General features: G+C 58.3%; 22 protein-coding genes and 1 tRNA gene. 18 read left to right on the forward strand and 5 right to left on the reverse strand.

Annotated features, from left to right (window positions below; all coding sequences use genetic code 11):
• Positions 1-30 precede the first annotated feature (30 nt).
• The 4 genes from QMN23_RS07755 to QMN23_RS07770 all read left to right on the forward strand — a co-directional run bounded on the left by QMN23_RS07755 (position 31) and on the right by QMN23_RS07770 (position 4,366).
• Positions 31-516, forward strand: a complete 486-nt coding sequence (locus QMN23_RS07755; protein ID WP_282003170.1) for a ferritin-like domain-containing protein — start codon at positions 31-33, stop codon at positions 514-516.
• Positions 517-630: 114 nt separating this feature from the next.
• Entirely contained in the window at positions 631-1,299 is a 669-nt protein-coding gene (locus QMN23_RS07760) for an HAD family hydrolase (protein WP_282003172.1), read from the forward strand.
• Entirely contained in the window at positions 1,296-3,050 is a 1,755-nt protein-coding gene (locus tag QMN23_RS07765; protein ID WP_282003173.1) for an aldehyde ferredoxin oxidoreductase family protein, read from the forward strand. Before QMN23_RS07760 ends, QMN23_RS07765 begins: the two co-directional genes overlap by 4 nt.
• A 140-nt stretch (positions 3,051-3,190) precedes the next feature.
• On the forward strand, positions 3,191-4,366 hold the full coding sequence (locus QMN23_RS07770; RefSeq protein WP_282003174.1) for a class II aldolase/adducin family protein: 1,176 nt from the start codon (positions 3,191-3,193) through the stop codon (positions 4,364-4,366).
• Between the two features lie 3 nt (positions 4,367-4,369).
• On the opposite strand, the gene QMN23_RS07775 is transcribed toward QMN23_RS07770, so the two are convergent.
• A complete protein-coding gene (locus tag QMN23_RS07775) occupies positions 4,370-5,536 on the reverse strand; it encodes a PAS domain-containing sensor histidine kinase (RefSeq protein WP_282003175.1) in 1,167 nt (388 codons plus the stop codon).
• 309 nt (positions 5,537-5,845) lie between these two features.
• Between QMN23_RS07775 and flgM the strand changes: the two genes are divergently transcribed.
• The 3 genes from flgM to QMN23_RS07790 all read left to right on the forward strand — a co-directional run bounded on the left by flgM (position 5,846) and on the right by QMN23_RS07790 (position 7,638).
• The gene (flgM, locus tag QMN23_RS07780) at positions 5,846-6,181 is read left to right on the forward strand and encodes a flagellar biosynthesis anti-sigma factor FlgM (protein WP_282003176.1); all 336 of its coding nucleotides are present in this window, start codon (positions 5,846-5,848) and stop codon (positions 6,179-6,181) included.
• Between the two features lie 89 nt (positions 6,182-6,270).
• The gene (locus QMN23_RS07785; protein WP_282003177.1) at positions 6,271-7,545 is read left to right on the forward strand and encodes a CCA tRNA nucleotidyltransferase; all 1,275 of its coding nucleotides are present in this window, start codon (positions 6,271-6,273) and stop codon (positions 7,543-7,545) included.
• Positions 7,546-7,563: 18 nt separating this feature from the next.
• Positions 7,564-7,638 (forward strand) — tRNA-Gly (locus QMN23_RS07790).
• Positions 7,639-8,050: 412 nt separating this feature from the next.
• On the opposite strand, the gene QMN23_RS07795 is transcribed toward QMN23_RS07790, so the two are convergent.
• On the reverse strand, positions 8,051-8,464 hold the full coding sequence (locus QMN23_RS07795; protein WP_282003178.1) for a thiol-disulfide oxidoreductase DCC family protein: 414 nt from the start codon (positions 8,462-8,464) through the stop codon (positions 8,051-8,053).
• Positions 8,465-8,836, reverse strand: coding sequence for a pyridoxamine 5'-phosphate oxidase family protein (locus QMN23_RS07800; RefSeq protein WP_282003179.1), 372 nt, complete (start codon positions 8,834-8,836; stop codon positions 8,465-8,467).
• Between the two features lie 252 nt (positions 8,837-9,088).
• On the opposite strand from QMN23_RS07800, the gene QMN23_RS07805 reads away from it, so the two are divergent.
• The 11 genes from QMN23_RS07805 to QMN23_RS07855 all read left to right on the forward strand — a co-directional run bounded on the left by QMN23_RS07805 (position 9,089) and on the right by QMN23_RS07855 (position 15,276).
• A complete protein-coding gene (locus QMN23_RS07805; RefSeq protein ID WP_282003180.1) occupies positions 9,089-9,538 on the forward strand; it encodes an Hsp20/alpha crystallin family protein in 450 nt (149 codons plus the stop codon).
• 37 nt (positions 9,539-9,575) lie between these two features.
• A complete protein-coding gene (locus QMN23_RS07810) occupies positions 9,576-9,974 on the forward strand; it encodes an Hsp20/alpha crystallin family protein (RefSeq protein ID WP_282003181.1) in 399 nt (132 codons plus the stop codon).
• 29 nt (positions 9,975-10,003) lie between these two features.
• Positions 10,004-10,486, forward strand: coding sequence for an Hsp20/alpha crystallin family protein (locus QMN23_RS07815; protein WP_282003183.1), 483 nt, complete (start codon positions 10,004-10,006; stop codon positions 10,484-10,486).
• Between the two features lie 73 nt (positions 10,487-10,559).
• On the forward strand, positions 10,560-10,721 hold the full coding sequence (locus QMN23_RS07820) for a hypothetical protein (protein ID WP_282003184.1): 162 nt from the start codon (positions 10,560-10,562) through the stop codon (positions 10,719-10,721).
• Between the two features lie 24 nt (positions 10,722-10,745).
• Complete coding sequence (locus QMN23_RS07825) at positions 10,746-11,687, forward strand: DnaJ C-terminal domain-containing protein (RefSeq protein WP_282003185.1); 942 nt, start codon at positions 10,746-10,748, stop codon at positions 11,685-11,687.
• Between the two features lie 13 nt (positions 11,688-11,700).
• Positions 11,701-12,003, forward strand: a complete 303-nt coding sequence (locus QMN23_RS07830; RefSeq protein ID WP_282003187.1) for a chaperone modulator CbpM — start codon at positions 11,701-11,703, stop codon at positions 12,001-12,003.
• 19 nt (positions 12,004-12,022) lie between these two features.
• The gene (locus QMN23_RS07835; protein WP_282003188.1) at positions 12,023-12,523 is read left to right on the forward strand and encodes a phosphate-starvation-inducible PsiE family protein; all 501 of its coding nucleotides are present in this window, start codon (positions 12,023-12,025) and stop codon (positions 12,521-12,523) included.
• A gap of 29 nt (positions 12,524-12,552) precedes the next feature.
• The gene (locus tag QMN23_RS07840; protein WP_282003190.1) at positions 12,553-13,683 is read left to right on the forward strand and encodes a S1C family serine protease; all 1,131 of its coding nucleotides are present in this window, start codon (positions 12,553-12,555) and stop codon (positions 13,681-13,683) included.
• 26 nt (positions 13,684-13,709) lie between these two features.
• Entirely contained in the window at positions 13,710-14,318 is a 609-nt protein-coding gene (locus tag QMN23_RS07845) for a hypothetical protein (protein ID WP_282003192.1), read from the forward strand.
• 1 nt (position 14,319) lies between these two features.
• Complete coding sequence (locus QMN23_RS07850) at positions 14,320-14,763, forward strand: thioredoxin family protein (protein ID WP_282003193.1); 444 nt, start codon at positions 14,320-14,322, stop codon at positions 14,761-14,763.
• 12 nt (positions 14,764-14,775) lie between these two features.
• Positions 14,776-15,276: a DUF2127 domain-containing protein gene (locus tag QMN23_RS07855; protein WP_282003194.1), complete on the forward strand. Its 501-nt coding sequence runs from the start codon at positions 14,776-14,778 to the stop codon at positions 15,274-15,276.
• A gap of 103 nt (positions 15,277-15,379) precedes the next feature.
• On the opposite strand, the gene QMN23_RS07860 is transcribed toward QMN23_RS07855, so the two are convergent.
• Together QMN23_RS07860 and QMN23_RS07865 are read right to left on the reverse strand one after the other, a co-directional pair.
• Positions 15,380-15,862 carry a glutathione peroxidase gene (locus QMN23_RS07860; protein ID WP_282003196.1) on the reverse strand — a complete coding sequence of 161 codons (483 nt, stop codon included), beginning with the start codon at positions 15,860-15,862 and terminating at the stop codon, positions 15,380-15,382.
• Positions 15,863-15,876: 14 nt separating this feature from the next.
• The gene (locus QMN23_RS07865) at positions 15,877-16,446 is read right to left on the reverse strand and encodes an SOUL family heme-binding protein (protein WP_282003197.1); all 570 of its coding nucleotides are present in this window, start codon (positions 16,444-16,446) and stop codon (positions 15,877-15,879) included.
• Positions 16,447-16,456: the final 10 nt, after the last annotated feature.

A 16,456-nucleotide genomic window follows, 5' to 3' on the forward strand; every position in this document is an offset into this window, starting at 1 on the left:
CAATTGCCGGGCGTCGGAAAGGAGGACGTCATGAACATCTTCGACTGTGCCCTGAAAATGGAAGCGGATGCCAAGGAGCATTATGACAAACTGGCGGCGGCCGCGCCGACGAGCGAACTGCAGAATCTCTTCCAGTTGCTCGCTTCGGCGGAAGAGGAACATCTTGCCGCCCTGGCTGCCATGAAGGAAAATATCGCCGGCGGCAAGACGGAGTTCAAGGCGCTGGATAAAGCGGCTTGCGTCTTCAGGCCGCTCCTCGACCGGCGTGAATTGATGGCCGAGCTGCAGCAGGACCCGGACGGCTATCGCCATGTGGTGCACGAGGAGGAAGAGAGCATCAAGTTTTACGAGCAGCTTGCCGGAGAGGCGGAGAACGACGGCACGCGGCGCCTCTTGCTGGATCTGGCGGCGCAGGAACGGCGGCATTTGAATATCGTCGAGAATATCTACTCCTTCATCGAGGCGCCGCGGACCTATCTGGCCTGGGGTGAATTCAGCAATCTCAATGAATTGTGAACCGGCTGTCCGGCCGCTGCATGACGATCAGCCTGTCCCGGGGACAGGCTTTTTTATTGCGGCCCGCCCGGCAATGGCATTATAGTGAAAAGGAAATCCTGCCTGGAGTTGCCCGTGTCCGAATGCCTCGATCTGGTTATTTTCGATCTTGATGGAACCCTTGTCGATTCACTTGCTGACCTGACCACCGCTACCAATGAAATGCTTGCTGTCTTCGGCCGCCAGCCGCTCGATGAAACGGGCGTGCGGGCACTGGTCGGCCAGGGAGCGCGGCGTCTGGTCGAGCGGGCGCTGGCTGGCGCCACTTCGACGGACGTCGATCGAGGAGTCGAGTTGTTTCTGCAAGCCAATCTCAACCACCTCGTTGAGCGGTCCGCACTCTATCCGGGGGCCGCTGAAACGCTAGCCGCTCTGCGGGCCCGCGGCATGCGTCTGGCGGTGGTTTCCAACAAACATGTCGCCCTTTGCCGCCGTATCCTCTCCCTCCTTGGGATCGGCGACTACTTTGCCGAGATCCTTGGCGCCGATTCGTTGCCGTTCCGCAAGCCGTCACCGGAGCCGGTCCTGAAGCTCTTGGCCGATTTCGGGGTGGCCGCGACCCGGGCCGGCATCGTTGGCGACAGTGTCAACGATGTGGCGGCGGGGAAGGGGGCCGGGGTGGCCACGGTCGGTTGCACCTGGGGATACGGCGGCAGCGACGACCTGGTCGAGGCCGATTACCGGATCGATACTTTTTCCGAACTGCTGGCGTTGCCGCTGTTTTGCCACGGGGCGCGGCAATGACGAACGGCACGGCGGCCGGCTGGACCGGCGTATTGCTGCGGGTCGATTTGACCGCCCGGCAGTGCTGGCGCGAAGAGCTTCCCGAAGAGTTGCGCCATGCCTATCTCGGCGGCCGGGGCCTCGGGGTGCGGCTGATGCGCGACTATTATCGGCTTGCCCCCTTCGATCCGGACACGCCGCTGATCTTCGCCGTCGGCCCGCTGTGCGGTACTCCCGCACCCACCGCCGCCCGGCTGGCGGTGGTGAGCCGTTCGCCGCTCACCGGGACGATTTACGACTGTTCCGCCGGCGGCCGGTTCGCTTGGCGGCTCAAAGCCGCCGGCTTCGATACGCTCGTCGTCACTGGGCAGAGTACCGTGCCGCTGGCCCTGGCCATCACCCCGACCGGCGCGGAGCTTGTCGCGGTCCCCGCCCTGTGGGGCAAGACGGTGCCGGAAACGGTCGCCGCCCTCGCCGCTCGCGGCAGTGTGGCCGCCATCGGTCCGGCGGGGGAAAACGGTGTCCTCTTCGCCAACATCATGATGGGGGAGGGGAATTCGGTCGGCCGCGGCGGTCTTGGTGCCGTAATGGGGAAGAAGGGGCTGAAGGCAATCGTCGTCGATGGCGACCGGGAGACGCTGATTGCCGACCGGGAGCGCTTCGATCACGCCCGGAGCGACGTGATGCGGCTGTTCCGGGCCTCGCCGGTGATCTTCGGCGAACTCGGCATCGCCGAGTATGGCACTCCAGCCCTGGTCGATCTGATGCGCCAGCGCCGGATGGCGCCGACGGCCAATTTCCGCCGCACCGTCTTCGAGCAGTCGGACAATTATTCCGGCCCAGCCATCCGGCGCGCCTACCAGGCAAAGAAGGACGGCTGCTACGGCTGCCCGATCCAGTGCAAGAAGAGCACCCCCCAGGGGGAGCACCTGCCCGAGTACGAAACGGTCTCCCATTTCGGCGCCCTCAACGGCATTGCCGACTTGGCGGCGATCGTCAAGTCCAACACTCTCTGTAATCGGCTGGGGATGGATACCATCTCCGCTGCGGTGACCCTTGCCGCCTGGGGAGAGGCGCGGGGGGCTTTCCCCAGGGCGGAGGAGGTGCCGCCGCTCCTCGAGGAGATCGCCTGGCGGCACGGCGCGGGCGAACTGCTGGCGGAGGGGTCGTCCCGGGTTGCCGCGGCGATGGGGCGGCCGGAACTGGCGATGGGCGTCAAGGGGTTGGAATTGCCCGCCTACGATCCGCGGGGCGCCTACGGGATGGCCCTGGCATACTGCACCAGCAACCGGGGCGGCTGCCACCTGCGCGCTTACCCCATCTCCCACGAGATTCTCCGCAAGCCAATTGCCACCGACCGTTTTTCCTTTTCCGGCAAGGCCCGGATCATCGCCATCGCCGAGGATACCAATGCCGCGGTCGACTCGCTGGTGGCCTGCAAGTTCTCCTTTTTCGGTGCGACCCTCGAAGAGTACGGCGAACTGCTGAGCGCGGCCACCGGTATCGACTATCCCCCCCAACAGTTAAAGGAGATCGGCCGGCGGATTTACCTGACCGAGCGGTTCTACAACTGCGCCAACGGCTTCGCCAGCCGGGACGATTACCTGCCGGAGCGTTTCTACTGCGAAGGGGGCTCCAGTGGTGAGGGGATCGAGATCCCCCCCATCGACCGGGCGCGCTTCACCGAGGAGTTGCAGAAATATTACCGGATCAGGGGACTGACCCCGGACGGGACATTTGCCGACCCGGATTTTCTGGCCACCCAGCCGTAATTTGCCTTCCATGGTTTACTCGGCTAGGTGTTGTGGTAACGCTTTAAAAAATATGCACAACCCATCGATCCTGAAGAGTTTACAATGAGAGTTTGGACCGCCGCTGTAATCGGTGGGTGCGCAGGTAAATAGGTAAGTATATGTATGACCAGATTGCACAGTATACAAACAAATTGATTGCCGACCGGGCGGTGCTTACCGGGGAAATCGCCTTCGCCGCCCAGGACGATGCAGTGCTGACGGCGGGCGAGCCGGCGCTGGCCGAGCTGGCCGGGGCAGTCCTCGCCCGGCTCAGCTGTCTGGCGCTGGCGGTGGCCCGTCCGGCACTCCCCTTCGCCGATCTGCTCGTTGCCCGGGCGCCGGTTGGCGAGAGCTGCATCGTTCCCCGCGATACCGAAACCCGCACCTTTCTCCACGACATCCCGTTCGTCCGCCGGGCGGAACTGGGAGACGAGCCGGCGGCGCTGATCGCCCGGCTGCTCGGCAACCGTAAGGGGGTGATCGTCGAGGGGGTGGGGATCGTTGCCAGCGGCACTCTGACCGTGGAGCAGGCCTATATCAACTACTCGTCGATCTTCCACTCCACCTTCGTCAAGTATCTTGAGGATGTGCTTCAGGAGGGCTTCCGTCTCCCCGGTGAAACGGACGTCTTCTCTGTTTTCCGCCGCGACTGGCTACGCCCCCTCACTGCCGCCGGCCTCGACTTCCGCGCCGGACCGCTGACCGATCACGACGAAATCCTTGCCGAAATTACTGCCGTCGGCCGCTACACGGTCGAACGCGGGTTGGTCGATTCGTTCTTCGGCAACATCTCCTACCGGGCCGGCGAGGTCGTCTACATCTCCCAAACGGCGGCCAGCCTCGACGCTCTGGCCGGCTGCATCGATCCGGTGGCGATGGATAACTCCTCTACCTGCGGCATTACCGCCTCCAGTGAACTGCTCGCCCACCGGCGGATTTACGAGCTGAGCGGCGCGCGGGCGATCCTCCACGGCCATCCCAAGTTCGCCGTGGTAATGAGCATGCAGTGCGAGGAGGCCGGTTGTCCGGTGCGGGACTGCTGGAAAGAGTGCCCGTCGGTCCGCTTTCTCGGCGATACGCCGGTGGTGGCGGGAGAGATCGGCGCCGGCGGCCTGGCAAAGCGGGTACCGCCGGTGATCGTTGGTCCGCGCAAGGCAATCGTCTACGGTCATGGCGTTTTTACGGTGGGGGAGGCGGATTTTGCCGAGGCGTTCCGGGCGCTGGTCGAGGTGGAGAATTGGTGCCGCAACGAATACTTCCGTCGGGTGGACGAACGGTGGCGGGAAAATCGTTGAGCGTCAGTGCAGCTGTTTCGGAATGGTGACGGTGAAGACGGTCCCCTCCGGGTCACAGCTCGAGAAAGCGACCTTCCCTTTCAGGTAGCGCTCGCCGAACAGCTTGACGCTGTAGGTGCCGATCCCCCGCCCCGAGCCCCCCTTGGTGGTAAAGGAACGCTGGAAGATCTGCAGCTGGACGTCGGGGGAGATTACCCCCGGGTTGGCGACGGTGAAGGTCAGGGTGTCGCCATCGTCGGTGGCGGAGAGGGTGACCGTTCCGCCTGCCGGCGTGGCTTCGAGGGCGTTTTTGACCAGGTTGCCGAGAATCCGGCGAAGGATCTGGCCGTCGCTGATTATCGAGCAGGACGGTGATTCCCTGAGCAGCAGCTGTCGGCCGGCGGCGATGTCGTGGGCCGAGTAGAGCGCCTGTACCTCCTGGAGCAGTTTTCCCACCTCAACCAGGCCGAGGTCTGGCTTGAAGGTCCCTTGTTCCGCTGCCAGCAGTTTACGCTGGTGATTGATTTCGTCGATCAGGCGGCTGGAGAGGTGAACCATCCACCCCTTGTATTCCGCTTCCTTGTCCGGCGGGATCGTTCTGCCGTCGGCAAGGAGCGAGGCGAGCCCGTGGATTCCCCCCGCAGTATTGATCACGTCGTGGAAAAAGACCCGTTCGAGCACGGAGCGGCGCTTCTGGTCGCTGATGTCGCGGATGATGCAGAGCGTCAGCGGGATGCGGTCGATGGTCGCCGGGTTGGCGATCACCTCCAGATCCAGTGCCACGCCGCCGTCCCTTTTCAGGGTGATACGACATTCGTGGCAGCTCTGCGTGTTCCGCTCCTGGCTTTCGAGAATCGCCATCAGGGCACCGCAGACAGAGCAGTGGATGCCGGTACCGCAGCCGTCAGGCCCCTCATCGGCGTTGATACAGCCGAAGACCTCGCCGATACGCTTGCCGAGCAGCGTGGTGATGTCGGTAAAGCCGAACCCCTGCAACAGCCTGCTGTTGACGGCCACTACCTGCCGTTCCTGGTTCAGGACCAGGACGTAATCGGGCAGCGCCTCGATCAGTGAGCTGAGGACGCGGTCGAGAAGCAGTCGCTGGCGGATGGCAACGACTTCCTTGAGTGGCGCTCTCCGGGCGGAAGCTGGAGAGGTGAGCCGGTTGAGTTCGGGGTACAGGTTTGCCATGTGACGATCATTCCTGGCGCGTAGCGGTTGTTTTACTCTAACCATAAACGATTCATCAGTCAATTGCGATGATTGGGGGAGTGCGTCGGTTGTTGCCGGTGGCATACCGTCGCCGGCTGGTGGCTTATAAAACCGCTCTGGTAGCCGATTTGTCTGGGGTGGTGCAGGTCGGTCATGGTGTCTTGAGTGATTTTTTGTGTCGGTTAATTGACGTTTTTGGCTGTTTTTAACGGATTTTTTTTAGGGGGGTGTCATTTTTTTCTAAAGATTTTTTGCTGCCAGTCGATATAGAATACCAAAGAGAAAGATATGGAGGCGACGGAGGCGGTGAGTGCCATGAAAATCGATGAGAAATCCCCACTTACGGTGGTTAACTCGGTAAAGACCGATCCCGCGGCGGCGGCTTCAGCCGGCAGCCAGGCACAGCGGGGCACCACTGCGGATGCCAGTAAGGATACGGTGGAGCTCTCCAGCGATGTGCAGCGGTACGCCAAGGCGGCCGAAGCGTTGCCGAAGGTGCCGGAGATTCGCACCGAACGGGTGGCGGAGCTGAAGGCGGCGATCAAGGCCGGCGAATATAACGTCAAGGCCCGCGATGTCGCCGAGAAAATGCTAATGGCCATGAAAAAAGGGATCGTCGTCTGACGTTCCTCCCCTCTTTGGATGTTTATAAAAGCCCGCCCTGTGCGGGCTTTTTTGTTGCCCTGGTCCCTGACCGCGGGTAAGCTGACGATATGATTTTCAGCGAACTTGCCAACCGCTACCCGCAGCTGCACCTGCTGGCCGAGCTGGCGGCGGGGGAGGGGGGCGCCTACCTCGTCGGCGGCTGTCTCCGCGATCTCCTCCTGGGGCGGCCGGTGGCCGACCTCGACCTGGCCGGTGGCCCCGCCGACCTACCCCGGCGCTTCGCCGCCCGGGCGGGGGGGAGCTTCTTCTGGCTCGACGAGGCGCGGGGGCACGGCCGGGTGGTTATCAAAGCTGCCGGGGGGGCGGTCACCTTCGATTTTGCCCCGCTTCGCGGCGCTGACCTTGCCGCCGACCTCCGGTTGCGCGACTTCACCATCAACGCCCTGGCCGTGCCGCTCGTTGCCGACGGAGCGCTCGTCGACCCGCTCGGCGGCGAGGCCGACCTGGCCCGCCGGCTGGTCCGGGCCTGCTCGCCGCAGAGCTTTGCCGACGACCCGCTGCGGCTGGTCCGGGCGTTCCGGTTCGCCGCCACCCTCGGCTTCGCCCTCGAACCGGCCACGGCGGCGGCGATCCCGCTCCACGCTCCGCTCCTGGCCCGGGTGGCGGGGGAGCGGCTACGCGACGAACTGTTCGCCATCCTGGCTGTGCCGGAGCCCGGCCCGTTCCTGCGGGCGATGGGAGAAGCGGGGCTCCTGGCGATACCGTTCGGGACGCCGCTGCCAGCACTTGCTGCCGCCACAGCGGCGGCCGATGCCGTCGACCGGGCCGGCTGCCGGCTCGCTGCCGGCGATGCCCGGTTTGCTGCGCGCCTGCAGCAGCAAGTCCAGGAAGGAATTACGGTCGCCTCGCTGGTCAAGCTGGCGGCCTTCCTGAGTGTGGCGCCGCCGGCCGGTCGCGCCTGGCAGCGGCTGAAGCTGGGCACCGTGGCGGCGGCTCTCCTCACGCGGCTCGCCGGCCTCGACCGACAGAGCTGTCGTGCCGCCGTGCCTGCGGCCGGCGCCGGCCGCTTCCACTTCTTCAGCGACCGCGAGCCGGCCGGACCGGAGCTGGCGCTCTTGGCCCATGCCCGAGGCGAGCTGGCCGAAGAGCCCTGCCGGGAGCTGATCGTCTATTATTTCGAGCGCTACCTGCCGAAAGGGGCGCCACTCCTCCTTACCGGCGACGAGGTGATGGCCCTCCTCGGCATCCCGCCCGGCCCGCTGGTGGGGGAGGCGCTGGAGCTGCTCCGCCAGGCCCAGAGCCTCGGCACGGTCGCCACCGCCGCCACGGCGCGGGCCTGGCTGCGGAAAAAACTATTGACAACCGACGAGCCGATAGGCTAATAGATATCTTTCCATCAAGCGGGAATAACTCAGTGGTAGAGTGTCAGCTTCCCAAGCTGAAGGTCGCGGGTTCGAATCCCGTTTCCCGCTCCAATAAAAACAAGGGGTTAGACAATATGTCTAGCCCCTTCTTTTTTGCCAATGAACGCTTTGCATCCGTTTTTGCATCCGTTTGTATTTGAACGGATGTGAGTCAACATACAACCCAGAGAAACAAGATGCAACATTTACGTGAAAATCCTATTGCATTTAGAGAGTAATCAATGGGTGTAGGCTCGAAACATGGGTTGATCCAGTGACAGAATAGTAGGTTGCATCCGATTTTGCATCCGTTTCTCGTTTAACCAACTGATATAATTTGACTAAAACTTTATTGCACGAGAAACAATCAACTTTCAGGCTTGCTGATTGTCCGGCACTATTTTTTCATAAAGAATCGGGAGAAGATTGAACTGTTTCTGGAAGGTCAGCAAACGTTCTTCTCTTAAGCCGAAATTATGATTGTTCACCTCTTATGATGAATGCTGCAGGTCCCGCTGTCACACTGATTTCGTTTAGGCAGATATGGTCGAACTCGGGCAAACAGCCAGTAGCCGATGCGGGCTAACTGATTTACCACCGGTAACTGGATGATGTGCCCCATGAGACCATAGATCGTCGAGGTTGGGAATGCCTGCCAGATGGCCCAAAATGAGTCAACCCCTTTGAAAACCTGTCCGTCCTGATCAATAGCATGTAACTGAAGCATGAAATCAGCGAGTGAGATCTGGTACTGCATCGGATCGAAATCAGGGCTGCTGATGTCACTTGCCACCAGTTTGTCACCGTGATCCTTCCGCAGGTAGTGCTCAATCTCTTTAGAACAGACAATGCATGATCCGTCGTAGAACACTCTGAGTGGAAACCTGATTGTTTTCATTCAGATAATGGGACGCACTTCCGTAACCGTGAACCAGGCAGCGTGGGTGACGGCAGCACCGGTACCGGGGCCAACGGTAGCATCGGCGTTTTCTTTGATTTTTGCCAGCATGGGCCCGGACTCTTCTGTCTTTACCAGTTCCAAAGCCAGACGGACACCACTGAAGCCGGGATCTGAAGTTTTGAACAGGAATGAGGCCTGCGGGTTCTCGGTAATATTACGGTAGGTTCGCCCATTGGTCATGCCCCATACCAAGGTCTGTTCATCGATGACGTGCGGTCGGGCGTAGACTGCAGTATTGACGGCACCATCCTTTGATGCTGTGGCCATGACTCCCAGGCCTTGCTTATGGAACAGTTCGTTCAGGTTCATGCTGTTCTCCTCTTAAAACGGTTCTCTGGATTTTTGATCTCTACCGTTTGACACAAGCTGTCTTTCATAAGAACAGTATCCCACGAAAATATTATTCACGCTATCCTTCTGAAAAACCATCTTGCCGTCTTCAGCCCAACCATATAACCAGCCAATATCATGAACCAAACTTTGATTGCCTCCCCTTGACATGTAAAAAGTGCATACTTATTTTTCGATCAGAAAATCACGTATCGAAAGGAGGTAATCCACATGGCAACCTGGGATGTTTTCAAAGAACTCGACACTCTGAGAAGGGAAATTGACGAAGCGTTCCGTGGCGCTGGTTACAACCGGCCGTTTGGACCGACATTCCTTTCGCCGGTAACAACCCGTCGTTTTCCGCTGGTCAACTTCAGCGAGGATGAGGGGCATGTTTATATCGAAGCACTGGTTCCCGGCGTTGATCCGAAGGATGTCGATCTGACTGTGCTGCGGAATACGGTCACCATCAGCGGCGAGCGCAATCCGTTCGTCGAGAAGGAAGGGCAGATCGTGCACCGCTCCGAACTCGGCTCTGGCAAATTCTCCCGCACACTCGAACTGCCGGTCGACATCGATCCCGAAAAGATCACGGCCAGTTGCAAGGACGGCATCATGCAGATCACCCTGGCCAAGGCCGAACATGCCAAACCGAAGAAAATCGACATCAAACTTTCGTGATACCGAACGACATGATACGGAAAGGAGGTAATCAATCATGGCAGCCAACAGCTTGACGGAAAGAAACGATGAACGGAACGTGCAGGGCCGTGAAGAGACCCGGTCCAATGAAAAATATATCCGCCCGGCCGTGAATATCATCGAGACCGAAGAAGGACTGGTTCTGACCGCTGACATCCCCGGTGCCTCCAAGGATGCTCTCGATGTCAACGTGGAAAAGGGAATTCTGACCATCAGCGCCCCGGCCCAGCACACGGCACCTGGAACCTCGGCTTACCGGGAATTTGAACTGGCCAGCTACTATCGCCAGTTTACTATCCCTGAGAGCCTCGACCACGAAAAGGCCCATGCCGACTATGCCAACGGCATTCTGACCCTGCGGATACCGAAGGCTGAAGTCGCCAAACCGAAACGGATTGCCGTACAGGTCAGCTGAGAAAGGAGTCTGCGAAGGAGGTGATCAACATGTCAAACCTGTTGCCCGAGAAGTGGAGCGAGGCGCTGGAGCGGGTTCATGACAAAGTCGGCCATTTCCTGAACAAACTGAATCCGTTGAAAAAAGAGGTGCAAACACCGGAGCGGATCACAGCCGACACCCTGCCAGCCTTCATGCAGTTTGGTGGTCCGTCGCTCGACATGCACGAAACAGCTGATGAACTGATCATCAGGGCAGAAGTACCGGGACTGAAAAAAGACGATTTCTCGGTTGAGCTTGTCGGCAGGCGGTTAACGATAAAAGGTGAAAAGAACGTCGTACGAGAACGGAAAGGAGGTGATGGGTGTCTCATTTCAGAATGTCGGTACGGCAGTTTTTCCCGCAGTATCCAGTTGCCGTACGAAATAGATGAGCAGACGATTGCTGCGGACCTCAAACACGGGGTCCTGACCATCCGGCTACCCAAGCCGGACAAAGGACGGCAGGCCCGCTACCGGGTGCCGGTATCCTGAACCAGCAGGGATGATGTGAGGGCCGCTAGATGCGGCCCTCGCTGTTCCGGGGCAAATCAGAAGGGAGCATGGCATGCATTACTTCATCAAAGACAACAAGCTGCATCGCTATCCCGTTCCGAAGCGCTGTGGCGTCCAGTTTCAGAAGGAAATCCTGCGGGACACGATTCCGCATAAAGTTGAACAGTGTATCTACTGTATGCGCAGGTGGCCGGAAGACGACAACAAAGAATAACAGTTTCTGGCGAGAGTGAAGATCATGGCAACGTATCAGGATTATTACGCCACCCTCGGCGTAGGGAAAACAGCAACTCAGGAAGAGATTCAGCGGGCCTACCGTAAACTGGCCCGGAAGTACCATCCTGACATCAACAAGGAAAGCACCGCCGAGGAGAAATTCAAACAGATCAACGAAGCCTACGAGGTGCTGGGCGACCCGGAAAAACGGGCCAAGTACGATCAGTTCGGCAGCGGCTGGGATGGGCAGTTTGCCAACCAGGGGTATCAGGAAGGCGATAATGTTCGCTTCCACTACACCAATGCCGATCCGGGCCAGTTCAGTGATTTCTTCCAGAACCTCTTCGGCGGCGGGTGGAGTTTTGGTGAAGAAGCCGAATTCCGGGGCGGCGGCACCAGGAGGCGGCGAGGCCGTGACCATGAGACCACCATCAACATCACGCTAGCCGATGCCTATCATGGCGCCAGGAAAAGCATCGAACTGGAGAAGGTCGAAGCCGATAGCAGCGGCAGACCGACCAGGACCAGGCGCAGCTATGACGTCACCATTCCCCCCGGAGTAACTGACGGCTCCCTGATCCGGCTTGCCGGACAAGGTGGCAGCGGCAGTGGCGGCGCGGATGCTGGCGACCTGTTCCTGCGGGTCAGTATCCTACCCGACAGCCGCTTCAGTCTGAACGGCCATGACCTGGCCACGACGGTCGACATCACCCCCTGGGCGGCGGCCCTTGGGGCCAAGGTACTGGTGCCGACAATCGATGGCAAGATCAACCTGACCGTGCCGGCCGGTACCCAGAGCGGCCAGACCTTGCGGGTACGGGGCAAGGGAATGCCGGTTACCTCGGGCCGCAACGGAGACCTGCTGGTGAATGTGTGTATTGTGGTGCCGAAACATCTCTCGGCCAGGGAGCGGCATCTCTTCGAGGAATTGGCAAAAGAATCGCGATTCGATCCGCGTGTGTGACCGAGGAACAGTTATGACCGTTCAACAGTATGAAATAATCATCAGCAGAAAGCATGAACTGGTCTCCGTGCCGGGCATCACCATCCATGAATTGAGCCGGCTGTGCGAGTGCCACCTTTCGGTGGCAAAACGGCTCTTCTCCATCGGCCTCATCGAGCCGCTGTCTGTAGGGACAACTCCTCTATTCGACCGGAGCGCCGTAGTCAGGGCCAGGAAGGCCCTGCGCCTGAAACGGGATCTTGGCCTCAACTTCGATGCAATGGCCCTGGTGATGGAACTGCTTGATCGCATTGACGAGCTGGAACGGAGATTCTGAGGAAAAGTGAGGACTGGATGTGCTGACCGAACGAAGCAGACTGCAATCATTGTTACACAGAGCAAGTGAGGGGCTCAGTAAAGCAAAGCCTTATCACCTGTTCGAGCACCTGATCGCCAATATACTGGTGCTGCTCATTTCGTTCATCGTGGTTGTCGCCTTGTACAAGCTGGGTGAAGATGTCCTCAGCCTGCTGGTGAGCAGAGCCTTCGATCCGCTGAAACACGAAACCTTCCAGACAGTATTTGGCGGCATCATGACCCTGCTCATTGCCATGGAGTTCAAGCACTCCATTTTGGTCGTCACCAAGCGGCAGCAAAATATCATCCAGGTAAAAACCGTCATTCTGGTGTCGATGCTTGCTTTGGCCCGTAAATTCATCATACTGGACATCCATGCCCTTGAAGCGGCCAAGATCGCCTCACTGGCTCTGGCACTCGTCGCTCTAGGGGCCGTGTACTGGCTGATGCGGGAAAGGGATGCCTGGAACATGGAACATGGTCGGCAAGAAGAAGGATAATACTACCTGTTGGATGATCGGAGTACCACATGCCTCAGTACTCGCCAAGTGACCCGTTCCTGCGCCGCCTGCGTTGGCTGACCATTGCGGTCATCACGGTGCTGTTTGCCTGGCATGCCCTGTCGTGGGCGGACCGGGCGTTCCAGAAAGAATCGGCAACACCGCGAGCGGTAACCGCCCGGGGCGATCTGGCCGCCGATGAGAAATCGACCATCGAACTGTTCGAACGGTCCCGCGATTCGGTCGTGTATATTTCCACTTCGGAACGGGTTATGGACTTCTGGAGCCGCAATATCTTCACCATCCCCCGTGGCACCGGGTCAGGGTTCATCTGGGATGACAAGGGACATGTGGTCACCAATTACCATGTCATCGAAGGGGCTTCAGAGGCCCGGGTCAGATTGTCGGACGGCAAGGAGTACAAGGCCAGTCTGGTCGGCGCCAGCCCCATGCACGATCTTGCTGTGCTGAAGATCGGCACCGGCTTCAAAGGACGTTCGCTGCCGGTGGGCACCTCACACAACCTGAAAGTTGGACAAAAGGTCTTTGCCATCGGCAACCCGTTCGGTCTCGACTGGACTCTGACCACCGGGATCGTCTCTGCTCTGGACCGGTCATTGAAGGGAGAATCCGGCAGCGTCATCGAGCATCTGATCCAGACCGATGCCGCCATCAACCCGGGCAATTCCGGCGGCCCGTTGCTTGATTCCGCCGGTCGGCTCATAGGCATCAATACCGCCATCTACAGCCCGTCCGGCGCATCCGCCGGGGTCGGCTTTGCAGTGCCGGTCGATACGGTCAACCGGGTGGTTCCGCAACTGATTGGTCAAGGGAAATATGTTCGTCCATCCTTGGGAATTGAAATTGACCAGGATCTCAACGAGGCGATTACCGAACAGCTTGGCGTCAAAGGTGTGGCAATACTCAAGGTGCGTTCAAATTCTCCTGCAGCGCGTGCAGGGTTCAAAGGCATAACCATTAACCGTGACCGGACATTTTCCCCGGGAGATATCATTATAGCCGTACAAGGAAAACAGGTCGAAACGATTCCCAAATTGCTGGCTCGACTGGATGACTTCAAGGTGGGCGATACGGTGACCATCACCATTCTCCGTGACGGCAAACAGCAACAGCGCAGCGTTCAGTTGCAGGCAGAGTAAGCAAAATCAAGCCATGGAGAAGCGGAATGCCCCAAAACATTGACGATCTCATACGACGGATCAAGGAACTGCAGGAGGAACTCGAAGTCGAGTTCAAGAAGAAGCGGGACGAATTCGAGTTCATCATCGAAAAGAATCGGGTTCGTTTTGCCGAGGAGGTGGCACGGCAGCAACGACGTCTGAAAATCGGCTGGTTCCGCTATCTGATCAAGTCAAGGCCGCTCAATGTCCTGACCGCTCCGGTTATTTACGCCGGTTTCATCCCCTTCATAATCCTGGATCTGTTTCTCTGGCTCTATCAATCGATCTGCTTTCCGGTGTATGGTATTCCCAAGGCAAAGCGCTCTGATTATCTGGTCTTCGACCGTGAAGACCTCCCGTACCTGAACGCCATCGAGAAGTTCAACTGTTTCTACTGTTCCTATGGCAACGGCCTTATGGCCTACGGTCGGGAGATTGCTGCACGGACCGAGCAGTACTGGTGTCCGATCAAGCATGCTCGCAGGATCAAAGCTGCCCACGAGCATTATCCGCGCTTCTTCGAGTATGGCGATGCTGAGAGTTGGCAGAAAGGGCTCGAACGGCTGCGTCGGCAATATCCAAAAGAACAACAACCTGCAACCGAGGTGAAGTGACATGGCTACGGCAAGCTACCTGATTTCCTGCCCGTCCTGCGGCACTGGTAATCGTATCCCGGCTGATAAAGAGGGTCTGCGTGGGCGCTGCGGCAACTGCAAGTCAGCATTGCCGCCGTTGTACTGCCATCCCCAGCAGATGAGCGACCGGACCTTCGACTCCTTCATCAACTCCTACCCCGGTCCGGTGCTGGCGGAGTTCTGGGCTCCTACCTGACCGCACTGCCATACTTTCGCACCGGTGGTGCGAACCGTTGCTGAAAAACTGGCCGGCCAGGCCGCAGTAGTGCAGATCAATACCCAGGACAATCCAAATCTGGCAGCTCGATTCGGTATCAGGGGTATTCCGGCCATAGTGCTGTTGAAACAGGGACGTGTTGTCGATCAGCTGCCGGGTGCACAACCGCTTGATGCGGTTCTGGCATGGTTCCGTCGAAAGGCATGATAAATTTTGAACATGACTTCTGCAAAGCGAAGGAAAAATCCAATTGCAGCCGCTCCACGTCACACCAAAGGTCTGCATATTGTCGCCCTGTTCGAGGGAGCCAAGGGGGTGTTGGTCCTTCTGACCGGCTTCGGACTGTTAGCGCTCATTCACAAAGATGTCCACGAAATTGCCGCGCGCCTGATCGCTAATTTTCATTTCAATCCAGCAAGCCATTATCCGCGGATCTTCCTCGACTTGTTGGAACGTCTCGACGACCATAAGCTGTGGGCAATGGCGTGGGCGGCACTGCTCTATTCGACAATGAGACTGGCGGAATCGATCGGTCTCTGGCTGAGGAAAAAATGGGCCGAGTGGTTTGGCGTGCTGTCTGGCGGGATCTACCTTCCGGTTGAAATCTACGAACTCTCACTTGGCATTACCTGGCCCAAGGTTTCAGTATTCGTAATCAATCTTGGTGTTGTTCTCTACCTGCTGTTTGTATTAATCAGGAATGGCGGTGACGAACGATAAACGGCGTCATGGATTTAGAAAGCTTTACATTTTGCTTGAGTTTAACAGCCTGTCATTTCAGGGAAACCCGGAAATTCCAGGGGAACTCCAATTTCGATATCTTTCAATGCAATGCCGCTTCGATATCCTTTTCCAAGCTTTCGGGAGTGGTCGTCGGGGCGTACCGCCCGAGCACTGTGCCGTGACGATCCACCAGGAACTTTGTGAAATTCCACTTGATCGCCTCACTCCCCAACACCCCTTTTGCTACAGATTTCAGGTGCTGAAACAACGGCGAGGCATCAGAACCGTTAACATTGATCTTGGCGAATAGTGGAAACGTCACATCATAGGTGAGCGAACAGAAGTTCTGAATTTCGGTAATATCTCCTGGTTCCTGTGAGCCGAACTGGTTGCAGGGAAACCCGAGCACGACAAACCCTTGCGAAGAGTACTTGCGGTACAGCGCTTCAAGCCCGTGGTACTGGGGGGTGAAGCCGCATTTGCTGGCGGTGTTGACTATCAGCATGACCTGACCACGGTATTCGCTCAGGGTCTTGATCTCCCCGCTGGCCGTCTGTACTGGTATTTCATAGATTGTGGACATGGCGGCGCTCCTCGTCATGGAACCGGTCGCGTAACGACAGGGATCAGAATCTCATTGCGGCGCAGAAACCAGAGGGTAAAGGGAGGATTGTAGCGAGCCCACACCGGTTCACCGCTGATCTCGAGTCCGTTTTCCCGAATCCAGTTTTCCAGTCGCTCCTTGTATTCGAGGTAGTTCTTTTCGCTCCATGTCCCGGAATAGCGGACAGCAGCCAAACGTCTGGCCGGAACCTGGCGCAGCTTAATGTCTGGATCATCGGGAATCGGCAGGTTTTCCATTGTATATGAAGCCGGCATCATAAAGCTCACAGCCCACTTTCCCTGTACACTCTGCTGACTGACAGGTGCGGTCATGGATATTTTCTCCCCGGTCTGTTCCTGCGAAACAGGAGCCGTCATAGCAATCTTGCCGCGCGATTTGTTCTCACCTGAGATGTAGCGAAAAAGCGGTCTGAAAGCCTTGTTACCGGCACCATCCAGGTCTCCGTCAACAATGATTTCGGCGAGTACCTGAGTCGCATACTCGCGCAGTTCAAATATATCGTCAGTTTTAATAACCGTGTAGGGTGCTTCATCGGTTGCCATGGCAGTAGTC

It is taken from the genome of Geotalea uraniireducens (genome assembly GCF_027943965.1).
Lineage (GTDB): Bacteria > Desulfobacterota > Desulfuromonadia > Geobacterales > Geobacteraceae > Geobacter > Geobacter uraniireducens.